The 18926-nt window shown below is 66.7% G+C and carries 17 protein-coding genes and 1 tRNA gene; 11 read left to right on the top strand and 7 right to left on the bottom strand.

Annotated features, from left to right (window positions below):
• Positions 1-84: 84 nt before the first annotated feature.
• Both N4261_RS18195 and radC read right to left on the bottom strand, forming a co-directional pair.
• On the bottom strand, positions 85-726 hold the full coding sequence (locus tag N4261_RS18195; RefSeq protein ID WP_261756690.1) for a Smr/MutS family protein: 642 nt from the start codon (positions 724-726) through the stop codon (positions 85-87).
• Positions 723-1400, bottom strand: a complete 678-nt coding sequence (radC, locus tag N4261_RS18190; RefSeq protein WP_261760762.1) for a RadC family protein — start codon at positions 1398-1400, stop codon at positions 723-725. Before radC ends, N4261_RS18195 begins: the two co-directional genes overlap by 4 nt.
• A gap of 342 nt (positions 1401-1742) precedes the next feature.
• Here radC and N4261_RS18185 point away from each other — a divergent pair, with 342 nt between their 5' ends.
• From N4261_RS18185 to N4261_RS18150, 8 genes are all read left to right on the top strand, one after another.
• The gene (locus N4261_RS18185) at positions 1743-2186 is read left to right on the top strand and encodes an FKBP-type peptidyl-prolyl cis-trans isomerase (protein ID WP_261756689.1); all 444 of its coding nucleotides are present in this window, start codon (positions 1743-1745) and stop codon (positions 2184-2186) included.
• An 83-nt stretch (positions 2187-2269) separates the two neighbouring features.
• Positions 2270-3238, top strand: coding sequence for a 4-hydroxy-3-methylbut-2-enyl diphosphate reductase (ispH, locus tag N4261_RS18180; RefSeq protein ID WP_261756688.1), 969 nt, complete (start codon positions 2270-2272; stop codon positions 3236-3238).
• 101 nt (positions 3239-3339) lie between these two features.
• A complete protein-coding gene (serS, locus tag N4261_RS18175; protein ID WP_261756687.1) occupies positions 3340-4635 on the top strand; it encodes a serine--tRNA ligase in 1296 nt (431 codons plus the stop codon).
• 119 nt (positions 4636-4754) lie between these two features.
• Positions 4755-4842: transfer RNA gene (locus tag N4261_RS18170), tRNA-Ser, on the top strand.
• Positions 4843-5265: 423 nt separating this feature from the next.
• Positions 5266-5823, top strand: coding sequence for a hypothetical protein (locus N4261_RS18165; RefSeq protein ID WP_261756686.1), 558 nt, complete (start codon positions 5266-5268; stop codon positions 5821-5823).
• A gap of 188 nt (positions 5824-6011) precedes the next feature.
• Positions 6012-6284 carry a hypothetical protein gene (locus tag N4261_RS18160; RefSeq protein WP_261756685.1) on the top strand — a complete coding sequence of 91 codons (273 nt, stop codon included), beginning with the start codon at positions 6012-6014 and terminating at the stop codon, positions 6282-6284.
• Between the two features lie 123 nt (positions 6285-6407).
• Positions 6408-7487: a sensor histidine kinase gene (locus N4261_RS18155; protein WP_261756684.1), complete on the top strand. Its 1080-nt coding sequence runs from the start codon at positions 6408-6410 to the stop codon at positions 7485-7487.
• A gap of 231 nt (positions 7488-7718) precedes the next feature.
• The gene (locus N4261_RS18150) at positions 7719-8591 is read left to right on the top strand and encodes a LytR/AlgR family response regulator transcription factor (protein ID WP_261756683.1); all 873 of its coding nucleotides are present in this window, start codon (positions 7719-7721) and stop codon (positions 8589-8591) included.
• Between the two features lie 248 nt (positions 8592-8839).
• Here the strand turns inward: N4261_RS18150 and N4261_RS18145 are convergent, their stop codons facing one another.
• From N4261_RS18145 to kynB, 5 genes are all read right to left on the bottom strand, one after another.
• Complete coding sequence (locus tag N4261_RS18145; protein WP_261756682.1) at positions 8840-9109, bottom strand: hypothetical protein; 270 nt, start codon at positions 9107-9109, stop codon at positions 8840-8842.
• A gap of 285 nt (positions 9110-9394) precedes the next feature.
• The gene (locus N4261_RS18140; RefSeq protein WP_261756681.1) at positions 9395-11212 is read right to left on the bottom strand and encodes an aminopeptidase P family protein; all 1818 of its coding nucleotides are present in this window, start codon (positions 11210-11212) and stop codon (positions 9395-9397) included.
• Between the two features lie 281 nt (positions 11213-11493).
• Positions 11494-12435, bottom strand: a complete 942-nt coding sequence (kynA, locus tag N4261_RS18135; protein WP_261756680.1) for a tryptophan 2,3-dioxygenase — start codon at positions 12433-12435, stop codon at positions 11494-11496.
• An 8-nt stretch (positions 12436-12443) separates the two neighbouring features.
• Positions 12444-13742 carry a kynureninase gene (gene kynU / locus N4261_RS18130; RefSeq protein WP_261756679.1) on the bottom strand — a complete coding sequence of 433 codons (1299 nt, stop codon included), beginning with the start codon at positions 13740-13742 and terminating at the stop codon, positions 12444-12446.
• A 154-nt stretch (positions 13743-13896) separates the two neighbouring features.
• Positions 13897-14526 (bottom strand): arylformamidase, encoded by a 630-nt coding sequence (gene kynB, locus N4261_RS18125; protein ID WP_261756678.1) that lies wholly within the window; start codon positions 14524-14526, stop codon positions 13897-13899.
• A 216-nt stretch (positions 14527-14742) separates the two neighbouring features.
• Between kynB and N4261_RS18120 the strand changes: the two genes are divergently transcribed.
• The 3 genes from N4261_RS18120 to N4261_RS18110 all read left to right on the top strand — a co-directional run bounded on the left by N4261_RS18120 (position 14743) and on the right by N4261_RS18110 (position 18906).
• Positions 14743-15183, top strand: a complete 441-nt coding sequence (locus N4261_RS18120; RefSeq protein WP_261756677.1) for an acyl-CoA thioesterase — start codon at positions 14743-14745, stop codon at positions 15181-15183.
• 270 nt (positions 15184-15453) lie between these two features.
• Complete coding sequence (locus N4261_RS18115) at positions 15454-16638, top strand: acyl-CoA dehydrogenase (protein ID WP_261756676.1); 1185 nt, start codon at positions 15454-15456, stop codon at positions 16636-16638.
• A gap of 264 nt (positions 16639-16902) precedes the next feature.
• Positions 16903-18906 (top strand): ATP-binding protein, encoded by a 2004-nt coding sequence (locus N4261_RS18110; protein WP_261756675.1) that lies wholly within the window; start codon positions 16903-16905, stop codon positions 18904-18906.
• Positions 18907-18926: the final 20 nt, after the last annotated feature.

Genomic DNA, 18926 nt, shown 5'->3' with positions numbered 1-18926 from the left:
CGCATTTGCGCCGCGTTTGAGCCGCTTCTGGACGCCGATGGCGCGCCGCTCAGGGCGCCTAGCGCAGCCCGATCCGTGCGCTGCTCAGGGCGCCTGCAGCAGCACGATCAGCGCGCCGCTGCCGCCATCGCTGGCGCGGGCCTGGACGAAGGCCAGCACCTCTTGCTTCTGCACCAGCCAGCGCCTGACGCGCGCTTTGAGCACCGGCTCGCGACCGGGCGATCCGTTGCCCTTGCCGTGAACCACGCGTACACAGCGCAGGCCGCGCCGGGCGCTGTCATGGATGAACTGGCCCAGGGCCTCCCGGGCCTGGTCACGTCGCAGGCCGTGCAGGTCGATCTGCCCTTGCAGCGCCCAGTGACCGCGGCGCAGCTTGCGCACCGACTCCTGGGCAATCTCGGGGCGGCGGAAGGACAGGGTCTCATCGGTTTCCAACAGCGAATCGACGTCGAAATCATCCGACAGCGCCTGCCGCCAGGCCATCTGCTCATCCAGCTCCCGCTGGCGAGGCTCCGGCTCCGGCCGTCCGGTGTGCAGCAGCACCCGGTTGGCCGCCGGCAGCACGGTGACCGGGCCGACGGTCAATTCGAACAGCCGCGCCTCCCGGTCGCGCAGGCGAGCCAACGCCGCCTCGCGCTCGCGGCGTTCTTCCTCCGCCTGTTGGCGGAGTTTCAGTTCTCGTTGCAGCGCTTGCAGATCCTGCAGGCTGCGCAGTCGATCGGTCACAGACAACCCAGTTCGGCCATGGAAACCACACGGTCCGCGCCAACAATGAAGTGATCCAGCATCCGCACCTCCACCAGTCCGAGCGCTGCGGTCATCGTCCGGGTCAGCTCGATGTCCTGGGTCGACGGCTCCGCGTGGCCGGAGGGATGGTTGTGCGCCAGGATCGCGGCGCCGGCATTGAGCGCCAGCGCCCGCTTCACCACTTCGCGCGGGTAGGCAATGGTATGGGATAGGGTGCCATGCGAAAGCGTCTCCAGACTGATCAGACGGTGTCGGGTGTCCAGAAACATCACGGCGAAGCACTCGTTCTGAAGGCCGCCGAGCTGCAGCGCGAGGTAGTCCCGCACCGTGTCGACGGCGTCGAACACCGGCGCCTGGCTCAAGGGCTGGCGCAGGGCCCGGCGTGCGATCTCCAGCACAGCCGAGAGTGCCGCCCCCTTTGCGGGACCGAGGCCGTGCACCTGCCTCAGGGATTTCGGATCGGCCCGCAGCAGGCCGGCCAGGCCACCAAACTGATCGAGCACCTGTTGGGCGAAGGCAATGACCGAACGACCGGGCAGGCCGGTGCGCAGCAGGACGGCCAGCAATTCCGCATCCGCCAGCGCACTGGCGCCGTGAGCGATCAGCTTTTCACGTGGGCGGGCATCGGGGGGGAGACCGTGGAAGGCGGACAACGCCTGTGGCGGCGCAGCGTCGGCATGCGGCAAGTCGCCCTCCGAAGCAAGAACCTGACGTGCCGCAGCAGGTGGCGTGGTGGGGAGCCTTCCGACGGGCGCGACCGAGGGCACACCGGAGGAACGGGCCGCCGCGGTGGCGTTCTCGGCCTGCGGCGAGGGCTCGGGTGGGCGGTCGTGACGGTGGTCGGTCGGCGCGAGGAAGGTCGCAAGGAGCCCGGGCTTCGGTGCGGGGGCAGGGCGGTTGGGAAGGGCGATGGCAAGGGACATGGTGGACTCCGGCGTCAGGGTGCGGCTGGCAAGCCTAAAATCCGATTTCGTTTTCCAAAATCACTTCGACTTGTGAACCTCGTCCAACCTGGATCATTCCTGACCCTGCACTACCGCCTGACCGGGCCGGATGGCCAGGACCTGATCAACACCTTCGACGACAAGCCGGCGACCCTGTCGCTGGGCACCGGCGAACTGGCGCCCGCGATCGAGGCCCGGCTGGTTGGCCTGTCGGAGGGCACTCGCACCCGCTTCGAGCTGGCGCCCGGCGAGGCCTTTGGTGAGCGCAATCCGGAGATGCTGCAGCGGGTCAAGCTCAGCCTGATGCGTCAGCTGGGGAATCCGGATGAGCAATACCACGTGGGCGACGTGGTGCAGTTCCCCACGCCGGATGGCCAGAGCCAGTACGCCGGCGTGGTGCGGGAGCTGGGCGACGACTGGTTGCTGTTCGACTTCAATCACCCGTTGGCAGGCCAGCCGGTGAGCTTCGAAGTCCAGTTGATCGGCGTGTTGTGAAATCAGCGGCTCCAACAGCAGATCAGACAGCGGCGCAAACAGCGGCCCAAACAGCGACGAGAACAGCGACGAGAACAGCCACCATGCAGGTAGACAAAGACATCATCCTGGCTGAGCCACGCGGCTTTTGCGCAGGCGTGGACCGTGCCATCGAGATCGTCGAGCGCGCGCTGAAGAAATTCGGTGCCCCGATCTACGTGCGACATGAAATCGTCCACAACACCTACGTCGTCAACGACCTGAAGGGCAAGGGCGCCATCTTCATCGAGGACCTGGCCGATGTGCCGCCGGGCGCCACGCTGGTGTTTTCGGCCCACGGTGTGAGTCAGGCTGTCCGCCAGGAGGCGGCGGAGCGCGGGTTCCAGATCTTCGACGCCACCTGCCCGTTGGTGACCAAAGTGCATGTCGAGGTGGCCAAGCTGCATCGTGAGGGCTATGAGTTCATCATGATCGGCCACAAGGGGCATCCGGAGGTCGAGGGCACGATGGGCCAACTGACCGACGGCATCTACCTGGTCGAGGAAAGTGCGGACGTTCCGCATGTGCGGGTCAAGGATCCGTCGCGGGTGGCGGTGGTGACCCAGACCACGCTCAGCGTCGACGATGCGGCCGAGATCCTCAACGCGGTGAAGCAGCACTTTCCGCTGGTGCGCGAGCCCAAGAAGCAGGACATCTGCTACGCGACGCAGAACCGCCAGGATGCGGTCAAGGTGCTGGCGCCGCAGGTGGACGTGGTCGTCGTGGTGGGCAGCCCCACCAGCTCCAACAGCAACCGTCTGCGCGAGCTGGCCGAACGCCTGGGCACGCCGGCCTACATGGTGGACGCGGCGGAGGACCTGCAGCCGGAGTGGCTGGATGGTCGCTCCCGCGTGGGCCTGACCGCAGGCGCCTCCGCGCCGGACGTGCTGGTCCAGGCGGTGATCACCCGCTTGCGGGCCATGGGGGCCACCACGGTGCGCACGCTGCCGGGCGTCGAGGAACATGTGCGCTTCCCGTTGCCCATCGGCTTGGGTGACAAGTCCATGGCCGAGGTCACCAGCGAACGATCGTGACGCGTTGACGCCGTCCCTCGTCGCGCCCCTGTGGCGGCCCGCCAGCGCGCGGCCGCCCTGCGGCGCCAAGAACATCGAAGACCAGACATCAAAGACAAGCCATGCTAGATATCACCCTGCTGCGCAAGGACCTGGACGCCGTGATCGAGCGTCTGCAACGCCGCAAGCATCCCCAGTCGTTCCTGGATGTGGAGCGTTTCAAGACGCTCGAGACCGATCGCAAACAGGTGCAGGTTCGCACCGAGGAGCTGCAAGCCAGGCGCAATGCGCTGTCCAAGCAGGTTGGCCAGCTCAAGAGCAAGGGCGAGGATGCCAGCGCGGTGATGGCCGAAGTGGCCGGCATCGCCGACGAACTCAAGGCCGGCGCCGAGAAGCTCGATGCCATCCAGATCGAGCTCAACCACATGCTGATGAGCGTGCCCAACCTGCCGCATGACAGCGTGCCTGTCGGCGCCGACGAGGCCGGCAACGTGGAGTTGCGCCGCTGGGGCACGCCACGCACGCTGGACTTTTCGCCGCGTGACCATGTCGACCTGGGCGCGCCGCTGGGCCTGGACTTCGAGACCGGCGCCAAGCTGTCGGGTTCCCGGTTCACCTTCATGAAGGGCCCCATCGCTCGTCTGCATCGTGCACTGGCCCAGTTCATGCTGGACATGCAGACCCAGGAGCACGGCTACACCGAGTGCTACACCCCCTACATCGTCAACCGCGAAGTGCTGGAAGGCACCGGCCAACTGCCCAAGTTCAAGGAAGACATGTTCTGGGTGTTGCGCGGTGGCGATGATGACGTGCCGGAGCAGTACCTGATCTCCACCTCCGAGATCTCGTTGACCAACAGCGTGCGCGAGCAGGTGCTGGACGCTTCGGCGCTGCCGATCAAGCTGACGGCCCACAGCCCGTGCTTCCGTTCCGAGGCGGGCAGTGCCGGCCGTGACACCCGCGGCATGATTCGCCAGCACCAGTTCGACAAGGTCGAGATGGTGCAGATCGTCCATCCCGACAAGAGCTACGAAGCCCTGGACGAGATGCTCGGCCACGCCGAGGCGGTGCTGCAGAAGCTGGGCCTGCCTTACCGCGTGGTCACCCTGTGCACCGGCGACATGGGTTTCGGCTCGACCAAGACCTATGACCTGGAGGTGTGGCTGCCGGCGCAGGACACCTATCGGGAGATCAGCTCGGTGTCCAACTGCGAGGCCTTCCAGGCGCGCCGCATGCAGGCGCGCTTCAAGAATGCGCAGGGCAAGAACGAATGGGTGCACACGCTCAACGGCTCTGGCCTGGCGGTGGGGCGCACCCTGGTGGCGGTGCTGGAGAACTATCAGCAGGCGGATGGCAGCATCACCGTGCCGGAGGCGCTGCGGCCCTATCTGGGCGGGTTGGACGTCCTGAAAGGCTGAGCTGAAAAAGGGCGCTGAAAAATTTTGCGCCGGCAGGGCGTCAGGTCTTGCTGAACTACAAAAAGCACGGCTATACTCTTAGGCTTACTCGCTGACAACCACGCGAGACACCGAATTCAGGAGAGGTGGCAGAGTGGTTGAATGTACCTGACTCGAAATCAGGCGGACGGAAACGTCTCGGGGGTTCGAATCCCCCCCTCTCCTCCAGAAGAAAAGCGTTGGTGATCAACGCACTAAGCCGACCCCAGGGTCGGCTTTTTTATTTCCGAAACTCTCTCCCCCGACCCTCCACCCGTAAACGTCGGAGCCTCCAGACGTTCCGCAACCACACAGGTCCGTGTGGGTCCTCGGAGCATCACCAGTCCGTGGGACTGGCAGGCCCCTCCGCCACCGGGTGATCTGATGCCTCAGCATGTCCTGCCGACGGGCACGACCGAGGCAAATGCAACGCCTTCGCCGCACCCGCGATCCTGGCGATTCACAAAATTTCCACTTGCGTTCACAATTCGCCCTAAAGTCCCGCTGGGTTTGGCCGAAGAACCGAATATGCCCGTATGGGCCACTGGCTGGGTTGATGCCCGGTCCGGTCTCCGCTGGCCGAATCGGCGGATCCCTTGTGGAGGCATCATCATGATCTCTACCCTCGTCAACACCGCTACCAGCACGTCCTCGACGGCTGCGCCGCAGCGCAGCCGAGAGTCGGAATCCGCCTTCGCACCGCTCGGCACCTCGTCGTCGGCGTCCAACGAACCGGTGGAAGCGTCCGCCGTGGTCACGCTGTCCGCCCAAGGCACTTCGCTGGCGAGCGCCGCATCGAGCGCCACCACCTCTGCCGCGACCCAGTCCGTCAGCCCTCGCGTCGCCCCCTCCACACCGACACCGACACCGACACCGGCGCCCGCAGCTTCCAGCACCGCCTCCGCATCTGCGTCCACCGCGGCTGCCCCCGTAGCCAGCACCGCCACTCCCGCCGCCGCATCGACCCAGTCACCCGAGGTCATCACCCTGGTGCCCAATCTGGTCTATGCCGTGGCCGACACCGATCAGAACGGGGTGATCTCCGCCACCGAGCGTCGCTCCTATGAGCTGACACACCCCGAGCTGGGCAAGCGTCCCGAACCTCCGCCCAATCGCATCGTTGACGCCGAGCTGCGCGAATACACGACCATCGCGCAAGCGCGCGGCTGAATCGCTTTTGGCGCGCCTCTCCGGCGCCCATGTTGACAGCCCAAACGCTCCGGCCCCCCGAATGACCTTTAACCCCCCGAAAGGTCAGCCAGCGAACCTCCCCCATCCTGATACCCCCTTTGGAGGGCCCACCTCAGGTGGGTATGAGCGGGCGCGGGAAGCGCGCACAGTTCGTCCCATCGCGGTCAATGTCGACCGCCGAGGAGCGGACGATGCATTTCGCCGAAATCGATACCGGGGACTACCGCATTTACGCCGGTGCCATCGAACGCCCGCGGCAGTTCGGCTATGTGGCCGCCGTGGTGGTGATGAGCACCGATCAGGCCATCGCCAAGCGCGAAGCCTTTCGCGACGAAAACCTGGCCGGGGGATACGGCTGGGCCACGCCTGCTGAAGCCCTTCGTTTTGCGATCAACGCCGGCAAGGAAGCCGTGATGTGCCGGATCGGCATGCGCGCCTGATATCGGCCGGCGGCACCCGGCCGCCGCTGAAGCGCTCGTAGTTCAAGTGGCCCATTCCGTCATTCATCGCGCCGCAGTGCGTCGGCGCTTGGCCTCGAGACGAGCGGCCGCTATCGTGCGGGCATGTCCACGACGCACGCCGCCAACACCTCCAGCCAGGCTTGGCAGGGTTTTGTCTCCTATCTGACGCCCCACCGGGTGCTGCTGTCCCTGGCGCTCGCCACGGTGGCAGCGCTGGTGCTGGCCCCGATCTTCATCACTCCGTTTCCGGTCCTGCTCGGCCGCACGATGTTCGTCGGCATGCTGGCCTTGCTGGCGTTTTCCGCCGCCGGACAGTGGCCCCGCCGCCTGCCGCGCTGGTGGGCGCGCTGGTTGTTCCAGGTGGTGGTGGTGGCGGCGGCCGTCCCGATCGCGACCCTGCTGGTCTATGTGGTGGCCGTCGGCGGCGATCTGACCAGCCTGATGGAGTCCGAGGCCCGCATCATGGGCTTCATTTGGATTGCCGGCTCCGGACTGGTGGTCGGGCCGTTGCTGGCGATGGGCGCGCTGTATCGCCAACGGGATGCCGAGGCCCGCAACCAGGCCTTGAGCTTCGAGCTGGAGCGCAGTGAACTGGAGCGCCAGGCCCTCGACGCCCGACTCCGCTTGCTGCAGGCCCAGGTCGAGCCGCACTTTCTGTTCAATACCCTGGCCAATGTCCGCGCACTGGTGGAGACCGGCTCGCCGCAGGCCGCCCCGGTGTTGCGCAGCCTCATTGCCTACCTGCGCGCCGCGATGCCGCGGCTGCAAGGGGAGTCCACCAGTCTGTCCGACGAAGTCGCCTTGGTGCAGGCCTATCTGGAGCTGATGCATCTGCGCATGCCGGACCGCCTGCATTTCCATGTCGATCTGCCGCCGGAACTGAGCGGCCTGCGCTTCCCGCCGATGGCGTTGCTCACGCTGGTCGAGAACGCGGTGCGCCATGGCATTGATCCCAGCGAGGAGGGCGGCGCAATCGAGGTGGGCGGTCAACTGCTGGACGGGCAGGTCCGGCTGTGGGTGAACGACACCGGCGTCGGCATGGTGCAGGAGATGGGCGCCGGCACCGGGCTGCGCAACCTCCGTGAACGGTTGACGCTGTTCTATGGCCGCAGCGCCAGCCTCACCCTCACCGAAAATCAACCGCATGGATTGCGCGCGGAAATCGGATTCACGCCCCATTGACCGCCACCTTGGCCGCGCCTCCTTGACCGCCCCATCGACCGCCTCATCGACCGTCCCATCGACCGCCACTTCGACCGCCACTCCGACATCGCCGCGGACCGCGTCCCCAAGCTGCGCCGTGAACACCGCCTGGCGGAGACTATCGCCTGCTGCCGACGAGTCAGTCCGCTTCGTCGCCGATGGATCCGCACTTCCGCCCCCGCCAACTGACTGCTCTCCTCCTGCTCTGCCATGATTTCGCCGACCGCCCTCATTGCCGACGACGAACCGCTGCTGCGCGACAGCCTGGAACGCAGCCTGGCCCGCGCCTGGCCGCAACTGCAGATCGTGGCGCAGGCCCGCAACGGACGGGAGGCGGTCGAGATGTTCCAGGTCCACCGCCCGGACATCGTGTTCCTGGATGTCCACATGCCGGGCTTGAACGGGGTGGAGGCGGCGCGGCAGATCGCGCGCCAGGCGCAGGTGGTGTTCGTCACCGCCTACGAGGAATACGCCCTGCAGGCCTTCGAGCGCGGCGCGGTGGACTATCTGGTCAAGCCCGTGGAAGACGCCCGCCTGAGCGACACCGTGCAGCGCCTGCAGGAGCGTCTGGCCGCGCAGCAGCCGCTGCCCGGCAGCAGCGCGGCCCTGGAGGCGGTCATTGACGAACTCGCGCGGCGCATGGCACGGCCGCCGGCGGGCGCGCTCGGCGGTCATGGGGCGCAGCAGTCCGGCCTGGGCAGCAGCGCCGGATCCTCCGCCTTCAGTGCGATGGCCGGGGGGCTGGCATCGGACTCGGGACCGCTGCAATGGATTCGCGCCTCGGTCGGCTCCACGCTGAAGCTGATCCCGGTGGACGAGATCCAGTTCCTTCGCTCCGACGAAAAATACACCCTGGTCGTCACCGCCGACGGCGAAGCCCTGATCCGCACCCCCATCCGCGAATTGATCGAGCGGCTGGATCCTCAACGATTCGTCCAGGTCCACCGCTCGGTGGTGGTGAACCTGCATGCGATCAGCCATGTCACCCGCGGTCCGAATGAAACGGCGGATCTGCATCTCAAGGCGCGACCGGAGGTCCTGCCGGTCAGCCGCAGCTATCTGCATTTGTTCAGACAGATGTGATCTCCGAGCTGACCGCCGACGTGACCGCTGAGCTGACCGCTGAGCTGACCGCTGACGTGACCGTTAACCCGTGAGGGGCAACGCCTCAGCGTCTTCACCGGTCGCAATGACCCGCCGACGCACGCCCGCGCCCATTCGCGCAGGTCGAGTCCTCGCGCATGCGGGGCAGGGCGACGCGGATCATCCATCGTCCGAAAGCGGCCGACGGTGGCCAGCGGTGATGGGAGGGGGAGGGCCGTCGGTGACGCTCAGCGTTTGGTCGCGCTCGGATCGGCCGGAAGCGGCGTGGTTTGCTGCGCCTTGCCGGTGACCACCACCGGGTCCAGGCGCCACATCAGCACGCCGACGTTGAAGGCCTGCACCACCGCCAGCGCGGCGACGGCAAGCACGGCCACCATCAGCGAACTGTGGAGGGCACTGTCAGAAAAATGATGGGGAACGTGAAGCGATCTGCGCGGGGGCGAGCTGTCGTGATGAGGGCTCGATCGCTGCATGACGTGGGGAAAGCGGGTATCCATGTCCCTGTCTCCTCGGGTCTTCTGATCCTCTGGCTCACTGCGGCGTCTTCCCTCGGAACGCGCGATGTCTGGAGTTCGGCGTGCACACGCCGGTGCCCGATCCGCTCCCGCGTCGGACGATCCGAAGAAGGACTCGCTTCAAGTCTAGGCGTCGCCTCCCGGCGGTTCCAGCGCGGATGCAGACGAAAAAGCGGGGCTCAGCCCCGCTTTCGTGCAGTTCGTCGCAGGAAGTGCCGCGACGAGCTGGGTGTGGCGTGTGTGGCGCCGTCGGTGCGTCGCGGCGGTTCAGCGCGCCAGCGCTGCCGTACGCGTCTGCAGCCAGGCCAGGGCCTCCCCCTCCACCAGCGGCGACAGGCGACGCCGCACCTCCTCGTGATAGGCGTTCAGCCAGGCGAGTTCGTCATCGCTGAGCAGCTCGACCGCGATGCAGCGGGTGTCGATCGGGCACAGCGTCAAGGTTTCGAAGGCCAGCATCTCGCCGAACTGATGGTTCTCCGGCGTGTCGCGCTGCACGTTCAGCACCAGGTTTTCGATGCGCACGCCCCATTGGCCGGGGCGGTACAGACCGGGCTCGATCGAGGTGATCATGCCCGGCTCCATGGCCATGTTGGCGTCCGGTACGGCCTTGGAGATGCTCTGCGGACCCTCATGCACATTCATGAAATAGCCCACGCCGTGGCCGGTGCCGTGGCCATAGTCCAGGCCATGGGCCCACAGCGGCGCGCGGGCGATGGCATCCAGCATCGGGCTCAGCGTGCCGCGCGGGAAGACGGTGCGGGACAGCGCGATCGTGCCCTTGAGCACCAGCGTGTAGTCGCGTCGCTGCGCGTCGCTGACCTGCCCGATCGGCCAGACGCGGGTGATGTCGGTGGTGCCGCCCAGGTACTGGCCGCCGGAGTCGATCAGCAGCAGGCCATCGCCCTCGATGGCGGAGAACGAATCCGGCATGGCGCGGTAGTGCGGCTGCGCGCCGTTGGCATTGAAGCCCGCGATGGTCGAGAAGGACAGGCCCACAAAGCCCGGACGCTTGGCCCGCTCGGCGCTCAGTCGCTCATCCACGGTGAGTTCGGTCAGCGCGTCACCGCGAGCCAGGGCGGCCTCGAACCAGGCGTAGAAGGCGCACATCGCGGCGCCATCCTGCTCCATGGCCTGGCGCACGAATTGCGCTTCGGCGGCATTCTTGCGGCTCTTCAGCAGGGTGCTCGGATTGATGGCCTCGATCACCGCGGCGCCTGCGGGCAGGGCTTCGCGCAGGCCCAGGGTCACCCGGCGCGGATCGATCAGCACAGCGGCGGTCGGAGACAACGCAGCCAGCGCCGCGCGGGCCTGGTCGTAATCGGCCAGTGCGACACCGTCGGCCGCCAGGCGCTGCGCCAGTGCCGCATCCACCTTGCCACCGCGCACGAACAGGGTCACCCCCTTGGCATCCAGCAGGGCATGGGCCAGGAACACCGGGTTGTAGGTGACGTCCGATCCGCGCAGGTTCAGCAGCCAGGCCACGTCGTCCACGCTGGAGATCAGGTGATGGGTCGCGCCCTTGTCGGCCATCGCGGCGCGCACCTGGGCGAGCTTGTCGGCCCGGCTGACGGTGGCCTGCGGCGCGGCATGCTCATAGATGGGGGCGTCCGGCAGATCGGGTCGGTCTTCCCAGGCCTTGTCGATCAGGTCCAGTTGCGTGTTCATCTGGATGCGACGCGCACCCAGCACCGCGCGCAGTTGCTGCGCCAGCGCCAGGCCCAGCACCTGGCCGTCGACCGCCAGGGTCTGGCCGGGCTGGAGATGTTCGGCAATCCAGCCGATGTGATGGGTGGCGGCGCCGGTGGGGATCTTGAACAGCGCAATGCCGCTGCCTTCGAGCTCGCGCTCCGCCTGGGTCCAGTAGCGGCTGTCGGCGAAGAGCACCGCCTCGTCCCGCGTCACCACCAGCGTGGCCATCGAGCCGGTGAAGCCCGACAGCCATTCGCGACCCTGCCAGCGGCGCGGCAGGTATTCGGACAGATGGGGATCGGCCGAAGGCACGAGCACGGCGTGGGCGTCAGCCTCGCGCAGCGCGTCCCGCAGTCGGGAAATGCGCAGCTTGATCTGGGAAATGCGGGTGTCCATGGGGGAGCCTCGGAGAGTTGGCAGGCGGCGGCAGGATCGGCCGGGCCCACGGGGACGACGGTGCGCCGATTGTAGAAGCGCGCGCCCACCGGCATTCGGCCGGTCGGTCGCCGGTGTTCGCCGTCCGTCGCCTTCCGCTCTGGCCGGCTCGTCCGCCCCATCCGCCCCATCCGCCCGATCGGCCATTCGGGCGTACGGTCATCGCCCGCTCGCCCGCTCGCCCGCTCGCCCGCTCGCCCGCCGGCCTGCACGCACGCACGCACCCCTGCCGATCTCCCGGCTCAGAGCTCGGTGCGCAGCGCCCAGAGCTCGGGGAACAGCACCACGTCCAGCATCTTGCGCAGGTAGCTCACGCCGCCGGTGCCGCCGGTGCCGCGCTTGAAGCCGATCACCCGCTCCACCGTGGTCACATGCCGGAAGCGCCACAGCCGGAAGGCATCCTCCAGGTCGACCAGTTCCTCGCCCATTTGATAGAGGTCCCAATGCGCCTTGGGATCGCGGTAGACCTGCAGCCAGGCGGCGGTGACGCCGTCGTTGGCGACATAGGGCTGGGTCCAGTCGCGCTCGCGGTGGCTGGGGGGGACCTCGATGCCGCGGCGCTGCATCAAGCGCAGCACCTCGTCATACAGCGAGGGCGCTTCATACGCCGCCTGCACCGCCGCCAGCAGGGCGGGGCGGTGCGCATGGGGCTTGAGCATGGCCGCGTTCTTGTTGCCGAGCATGAACTCGATCTGCCGATACTGCGCGCTCTGGAAGCCGCTGCTGTTGGACAGGTAGGGCCGGATGGCGGAGTACTCGGGCGGCGTCATCGTCGCCAGCACATCCCAGGCATGCACCAGCTGCTCCATGATCCGCGAGACCCGCGCCAGCATCTTGAAGGCCTCCGGCAACTGATCCGCCGCGACCTGCGCCACCGCGCCATGCAGCTCATGCAGCATCAGCTTCATCCACAGCTCCGAGGTCTGGTGCTGGACGATGAACAGCATCTCGTTGTGATCCGGCGAGAGCGGATGCTGCGCACTCAGCACCTGGTCCAGGTGCAGATAGTCGCCATAGCTCATGTCCTTGGAGAAATCGAGCTGGGCGCCTTCCTCCTTGACGATGGCCTCGCCCGCGCCGCCAGAGGAAGGGCTCTGGGCCTGCGCCTGCGCCAGAGCCGTTGGCGACGGGTCGGCGGATTCGGTCTGCGCCGGGCGATCGGTGCCGCCGGTGGATCCGTGCATCGGGCAGCTCATGTCACTGCCGCCTTCTGGTTGAAGCGCGCTTGACGCCATTGCTCGGTGGAGAGCACCTGATGCAGATGCTCGACCGCATCCCACACATCGGCAAAGCCCACATACAGCGGCGTGAAGCCGAAGCGGAGAATGTGCGGCACCTGGTCCAACCGCGCGGGGTCGCCGGCTCGGAAGTCGCCGATCACGCCACGCTCGATCAGCGCCTGAATGACGGCGTAGCCGGCCTCCGTCAACGGGTCGTTCAGCGCGAGGCACACCTGGCTGCCGCGCGATGCGGCGTCCCGCGGTGAGACCACCGTCACGCCGAGCGTGCCGCAGCGTTCCTCGGCCAGCCGCGCGAACAGGTCGGTGAGCGCCAGGGACTTCTCCCGCAGCGCGGTCATGCCGCCCAGCGGTTCTGCGGCGAGCAGGGTGTCCACGCCGCATTCCAGGGCGGCGGTCGACAAGATGGCCGGCGTACCGCAGATGTAGCGCTTGATGCCGGCGGCCGGCTGGTAGCGGGCGCTGAACTGGAACGGCGCGGCATGGCCCAGCCAGCCCGACAGCGGCTGCCAGAAGCGATCCGCATGCCGCGGATGGGCCCAGACAAACGCGGGCGCGCCGGGGCCGCCGTTGAGGTACTTGTAGCCGCAGCCGATGGCGAAGTCGGCGTTGGCGCCGTTCAGGTCCACGGGGACGGCGCCGGCGGAATGGGCCAGATCCCACACGGTCAGCGCGCCGGCAGCCTGCGCGGCGGCGGTGACCGCCCGCATGTCGTGCCGGGCGCCGGTGCGGTAGTTGACCTCGGTGAGCATCAGCACCGCCAGCGAGTCATTCAGATGCGCGGGGATCTCCGCCGCGCTGTCGACCAGGGTGAGGGTCGCGCCGTACTGTTCGGCCAGGCTTTCGGCGATGTAGAGGTCGGTGGGGAAGTTGCTGCGCTCCGACACGATCACCGTGCGCCCGGGCCGATCGGCCTTGACGATCCGCAGCGCCGCGCTCAGCACCTTGAACAGGTTGAGCGAGGTCGAATCCGCCACGATCACCTCACCGGGCCGTGCGCCGATCAGCCGACCGATCTTGTCGCCGATGCGGCTGGGCAGGTCCATCCAGCCGGCGGTGTTCCAGCTCTTGATCAGGTCCTGGCCCCATTCCTGGGCGATGACCTGCTGCACCCGTGCGGCGGTCGCCTTGGGCATGGCGCCCAGGGAATTGCCATCCAGGTAGATCACGCCGTCAGGCAGGGAGAACTGGTCCTTGAGGCGGGCCAGGGGATCGGCCGCATCCAGGGCGAGGCAGTCGTTGCGTGTGGTCATGCGATGTCCAGACGGAAGAGGAGAAAGAGGAGAAAGAGGAGAAAGGAGAGGCAGAGGACGAAGAAAGGGCAGGGCGCCGGGGGCACGAGGAGGCCCCGCGCATCGAAGTCATCGGCCGCGGCGAGGCTGGGTCAAGACGCGGCGTGGCTGTCCCTCACAGCGATCGCAGCACCGCGCGCACCGGTGAGGCGCAGGCGCCGGCCAACTTGAGCGGCAGCGCAATCAACTCATAGTCGCCTTCGGGAACCTCGTCCAGCACCAGGTTCTCCAGCACGCGCAGGTTCAGGCGCAGCAACTGCTGATGGCTGTCCAGGGTCTTGCTGGTCGCGGGATCGACCGAGGGCGTATCCAGGCCGATCAGCCGGACGCCGCGCTCGGCCAGCCAGGCCACTGTCTCGGGGGCATAGGCGCTGAAGTCGGGATTCCACACCGTGTCCGCGCGCCGGTTGCAGCGCACCAGGACGCGCGGCGGCAGGTTCTTTTCCGCGTGGCGAAGATGGTCGATGCGAATCAGCGGTCCGCAGTTGATCGCATGGATGACGCGGCAGGGACCGAGGTAGGCGTCCAGATCGACCTCCGCGGCGCTGGCTACGCCGTCGGCGTAATGCAGCGGCGCATCGGCATGGGCGCCGACATGCGGCGACAGGGTGATCGCGCTCAGGTTCACCGGACAGTCCGGTGAGAGCCGGGCGGTCCAGCGCAGCGAATAGGGCTCGTCGCCTGGGAAGATGGGGGCATCGGGCGCCACGATTGGCGAGATGTCCCAAAGGGTCTTTTGGCTCATAGATTCCGTCCGGTCTGTCGCGGGATTCGGTCCAGCGCCGCGCACCTTATCGCGGCGTTCCGGGGCGTGGTGTCGGTTAATTCCAACAAGGCATGTTCGCTTTGGCAAGCCGTTCGGCGGCGGCGTGGACCCGCCATTGCGGCTGGCGATATGGTCGGTCCCTGCATCCTGGATGCGGACGTGTCGATGCTCGGAACCCCAAGCCCGGAGGTCGCGATGGAGCCTGTGTTCGAACGTGAGGTGCTGGTGCGCTTTGGTCACTGCGACCCGGGCGGGATCGTGTTCTTCCCCCGGTACTTCGAAATGCTGCAGGTGTTCGTCGAGGACTGGTTCAACGATGGCCTGGGGGTGGACTATGCGACGCTGGTCGGCACGCGGCGCATCGGGCTGCCCACCGTGCAATTGCAGACGCGCTTCGAGCGCATCAGCCGGCTGGGCGAGCGGCTCACCCAGCGCCTGTGGATCGAGCGGGTCGGCCGCAGCTCCCTGACGCTGCGCCTCAGCATCGACGGCCCGGATGGCCCTCGTGCTGCCTTCGGCCAGGTCCTGGTGTGTACGTCGCTGGATACCCATCACTCGCAGCCTTTCCCTGAGGATGTGCGTGCCGCGTTGGTGCGCGCGGTGCAGGCGCATGGCAAGCCGACCTCAACGGGCTGAGGTCGCGGCGAACGCCGCCGGCACGGCAGCGGCGGAGGTCCGAGGCCTTCACCGCAACCTGAGCGGCGTGCCGCGCCGTCATCGCGATCCGCAGGCCGGGCCGTCGTCGCCGCCTCCGGACGTGCGATGCCTGACATCGAGGTGACTGCAGCCAGGTCTCGCCGGCGTTAGCATCATCTGCCCGCGGCCATTCCGCGTCGTCATTCCACCGCACATGCCCATTGCGCCGCAGTCGCTCGCGCGACCCCGGCGCCTTACGAGAGAGACATCATGAGCAAGACCTCCAAGGCACAGTTCCACTGGGACGATCCCCTGCTGCTGGACCACCAGTTGACCGACGACGAACGCGCGGTGCGAGACGCGGCGCAGGCCTACTGCCAAGACCGGCTGGCGCCGCGGGTGCTGGACGCTTTCCGCCATGAGAAGACCGATGCGGCCATCTTCCGGGAGATGGGCGAACTGGGCCTGCTGGGCGCCACCATCCCCGAGGAATACGGCGGTGCGGGCCTGAACTACGTGTGCTACGGACTGATTGCGCGCGAGGTGGAACGGGTGGACAGCGGCTACCGCTCGATGATGAGCGTGCAGAGTTCGCTGGTGATGGTGCCCATCCATGAGTTCGGCAATGAGGCCACGCGGCGCAAGTACCTGCCCCGGCTCGCCAGTGGCGAATGGATCGGCTGCTTCGGCCTGACCGAGCCCGACCACGGTTCGGATCCGGGGTCCATGGTCACCCGTGCCCGCAAGGTCGAGGGCGGCTATGCATTGAGCGGCAGCAAGATGTGGATCACCAACAGCCCCATCGCCGATGTGTTCGTGGTGTGGGCCAAGGACGACGAGGGCCAGATCCGCGGCTTCGTGCTGGAGAAGGGCTGGAAGGGCCTGTCGGCGCCGGCGATTCATGGCAAGGTGGGATTGCGGGCCTCGATCACCGGCGAGATCGTCATGGACCAGGTCTTCTGCCCGGAGGAGAACGCCTTCCCCGAGGTGCGTGGCCTCAAGGGGCCGTTCACCTGTCTGAACAGCGCGCGCTACGGCATTGCCTGGGGGGCGCTGGGGGCGGCCGAGTCCTGCTGGCACACCGCGCGGCAGTACACGCTGGACCGTCAGCAATTCGGCAAGCCGCTGGCCGCCAATCAGTTGGTGCAGAAGAAGCTGGCGGACATGCAGACCGAGATCACGCTGGGCCTGCAAGGTTGCCTGCGTCTGGGCCGGATGAAGGACGACGGCACCGCCGCGGTGGAGATCACCTCCATCATGAAGCGCAACAGCTGCGGCAAAGCGTTGGACATCGCCCGTACCGCGCGCGACATGTTGGGCGGCAATGGCATCAGCGACGAATTCGGCATTGCCCGCCATCTGGTCAACCTGGAGGTGGTCAACACCTACGAGGGCACCCACGACATCCACGCGCTGATCCTGGGACGGGCGCAGACGGGCATCGCGGCGTTCTGACCGGGCTGACGCGCGCCGCCCTCGCAGGGCGCCCGGGCGTCGCAACGACCGCAATGAGTGGCCCGTTGATCAGCGCTGGTGGGCCCATCCCAATGTTTTGCTCCCCCTGTGGTGGGGTTGACGGGGGATGTGCCCTGAAGTGACCTCTTTCCCGCTGCCCTGACCTTCAGAATGCATTCATCGAACCCGCGGCCGCGCTCGGCGGCGGGATCTGTTGGATGGTTCATGCGGTCGGAAGATTCGCAGTGGGAAGGATGGGAAGAGATGACGCAAGGCATGAATGAGGCGGCCGATCAGACCGCCTCGCTCTTCGAAGAGCACTATCTGATCCGGACTCTGGGCCGCATTGCTCATGATCCGGAAGTCGCGCTGACGGAACTGGTGGCCAATGCGTGGGATGCGGGTGCATCACGCGTGGACCTGACCATCCCTTCATCGCCAGATCGTTCAATGATCATTGAGGACGACGGCCATGGCATGTCTTCGGCCCAGTTCAAGTCACGATGGATGAAGCTGGGTTATGACCGAACGCGTCATCAAGGTCCGGAAGTGGAGTTCCCGCTGGCGCGCCGGGCCTGGCAGCGGCGTGCTTATGGACGCAATGGCGTCGGGCGTCACGGCCTGCTGTGTTTCTCCGATCACTACTGGGTGGAGACCTGGCGAGATCAATGCGGCGCTCGTTTCGAGATTGGCACACAGAACCAGGAAGCCCCGGACGCCCAGGACGCTCCCTTTCGAATCCTGACCGAAGGCCGATTCGAGGCGCAGGGCAGCGGGACCCGCCTGTCCGTGTTGGTGAACCGCCACCTGCCCGATGCCGAACGCATCAGCCACATGCTTTCAGCAAGGTTTTTGCACGACCCGCAATTCGTGGTTCGGGTGAATGGTCGCCCCGTGGCGCTGGCCGATCGCACTGGCCTGATCGAACGGACCGAACTGGCGGTCGAGGATGCGCCGCCCGTGCAGGCGTATGTGGTGGATGCAGCCAAGGCAGTCCAGCCCGCGCTCGCTCAAGGGATTGCCTTCTGGGTCAACGGCCGGCTGGTGGGAATACCCAGTTGGCTGATCGGCGCCAATCCAGTGATCGACAGCCGCGCGCGCATCGCGCAGCGCTATGCCATCGCGGTGTACGCCAACCATGGCTGGCTGCGCGACGTCGAGTCCGACTGGTTGAAGTTCAAATCGAGTCCGCGCGTCGCCGCGTTGTTCGACGCGGTCCGCCACTACGTCCAGCGAGTCTTTGCAACGCTGGCCTCCAGCCTGATGGATGAGAGTTCGGAGGAAGCACTCATGCGTCACAGAGAGCAGTTCAAGGGGCTGTCGCTTCTCGGGCGCGCGGAGGTCGCCAGTTTTGCCAGAGATCTGGCGAAGTCTTCGCCTGCGGTTTCGCCCGACGTTCTCTCGGCAGCGGTGCAGGCCCTGATCAATCTGGAACGGGCGCGAGGCGGCGCGGCCTTGCTGGAGAAGCTCACTCAATTGGGCGAATCAGACATCGACGGTCTCGATCGGCTACTGGGGCAATGGTCTGTCAGGGATGCGCTGTCCGTGCTGGATGAGATCGATCACCGTCTGGCGGTGTTGGCGGCCATCGACAAACTGTGTGGCGACGAGGCCTCCGACGAATTGCAGACCCTCCATCCCCTGGTGACCCAGGCGCGCTGGCTGTTCGGTCCTGAATTCGACAGCAGCGAATACGCCTCCAACGTCAGTCTCAAATCGGCGGCGGAGAAGATCTTCAAGCGACGCCTGTCCGGCGACGAGTTTGCGCAGCCTCGGCAACGGCCTGACCTCCTGGTCCTTGGGGACGCCACCTGTTCCATTGTTGGAACCGAAGGGTTCGACGCGGCGGATCCGATGCTGACCCGCATTCAGAACGTCCTGATCATCGAGCTGAAGAAAGGAAAGTCGGTCATTGGCCGCGAGGCCATGAATCAGGCGGACGGGTATGTGCAGGACTTTCTCGGCAGTGGCGCCATCGACGGTACCCCGATGTTCCGGGCGTTTGTCGTGGGTCATGAGATCGCGGCCAGAACCACGCGGGAGAAAGATCTCAAGGAGGATGGTGTGCTGCGCGGCAAAGTGCACGCCGTGACCTATGGGCAACTCACGCGTTCCGCACACCAACGGCTGTTCAGACTGCGAGAGCGACTGCCCTCGCGCTACGAGGAGGTGTCGGGATCCGACCTGTCGACAAAGGTGATGCAGACCCCGTCGCCCGGCGGCATCCACTCCTCGTTGCACGCTCATGCAGGCGCAGGCCTGCAGTAGGCACAGCCGCGAGCCCTGGC

The sequence above is a fragment of the Roseateles amylovorans genome (assembly GCF_025398155.2).
GTDB classification, from domain to species: domain Bacteria; phylum Pseudomonadota; class Gammaproteobacteria; order Burkholderiales; family Burkholderiaceae_C; genus Roseateles; species Roseateles amylovorans.
Note: the sequence above shows the minus strand (reverse complement) of the source record. Positions and strands in the feature narration are given on the sequence as shown.

What these genes read in the sequence shown, in the direction of transcription:
- ispH (WP_261756688.1), top strand. Translation starts at nt 2,270, where the DNA reads ATGCAGGTAGACAAAGACATCATCCTGGCTGAGCCACGCGGCTTTTGC.
- serS (WP_261756687.1), top strand. Translation starts at nt 3,340, where the DNA reads ATGCTAGATATCACCCTGCTGCGCAAGGACCTGGACGCCGTGATCGAG.
- N4261_RS18165 (WP_261756686.1), top strand. Translation starts at nt 5,266, where the DNA reads ATGATCTCTACCCTCGTCAACACCGCTACCAGCACGTCCTCGACGGCT.
- N4261_RS18160 (WP_261756685.1), top strand. Translation starts at nt 6,012, where the DNA reads ATGTCGACCGCCGAGGAGCGGACGATGCATTTCGCCGAAATCGATACC.
- N4261_RS18155 (WP_261756684.1), top strand. Translation starts at nt 6,408, where the DNA reads ATGTCCACGACGCACGCCGCCAACACCTCCAGCCAGGCTTGGCAGGGT.
- N4261_RS18150 (WP_261756683.1), top strand. Translation starts at nt 7,719, where the DNA reads ATGATTTCGCCGACCGCCCTCATTGCCGACGACGAACCGCTGCTGCGC.
- N4261_RS18145 (WP_261756682.1), bottom strand. Translation starts at nt 9,109, where the DNA reads ATGGATACCCGCTTTCCCCACGTCATGCAGCGATCGAGCCCTCATCAC.
- N4261_RS18140 (WP_261756681.1), bottom strand. Translation starts at nt 11,212, where the DNA reads ATGGACACCCGCATTTCCCAGATCAAGCTGCGCATTTCCCGACTGCGG.
- kynA (WP_261756680.1), bottom strand. Translation starts at nt 12,435, where the DNA reads ATGCACGGATCCACCGGCGGCACCGATCGCCCGGCGCAGACCGAATCC.
- kynU (WP_261756679.1), bottom strand. Translation starts at nt 13,742, where the DNA reads ATGACCACACGCAACGACTGCCTCGCCCTGGATGCGGCCGATCCCCTG.
- kynB (WP_261756678.1), bottom strand. Translation starts at nt 14,526, where the DNA reads ATGAGCCAAAAGACCCTTTGGGACATCTCGCCAATCGTGGCGCCCGAT.
- N4261_RS18120 (WP_261756677.1), top strand. Translation starts at nt 14,743, where the DNA reads ATGGAGCCTGTGTTCGAACGTGAGGTGCTGGTGCGCTTTGGTCACTGC.
- N4261_RS18115 (WP_261756676.1), top strand. Translation starts at nt 15,454, where the DNA reads ATGAGCAAGACCTCCAAGGCACAGTTCCACTGGGACGATCCCCTGCTG.
- N4261_RS18110 (WP_261756675.1), top strand. Translation starts at nt 16,903, where the DNA reads ATGACGCAAGGCATGAATGAGGCGGCCGATCAGACCGCCTCGCTCTTC.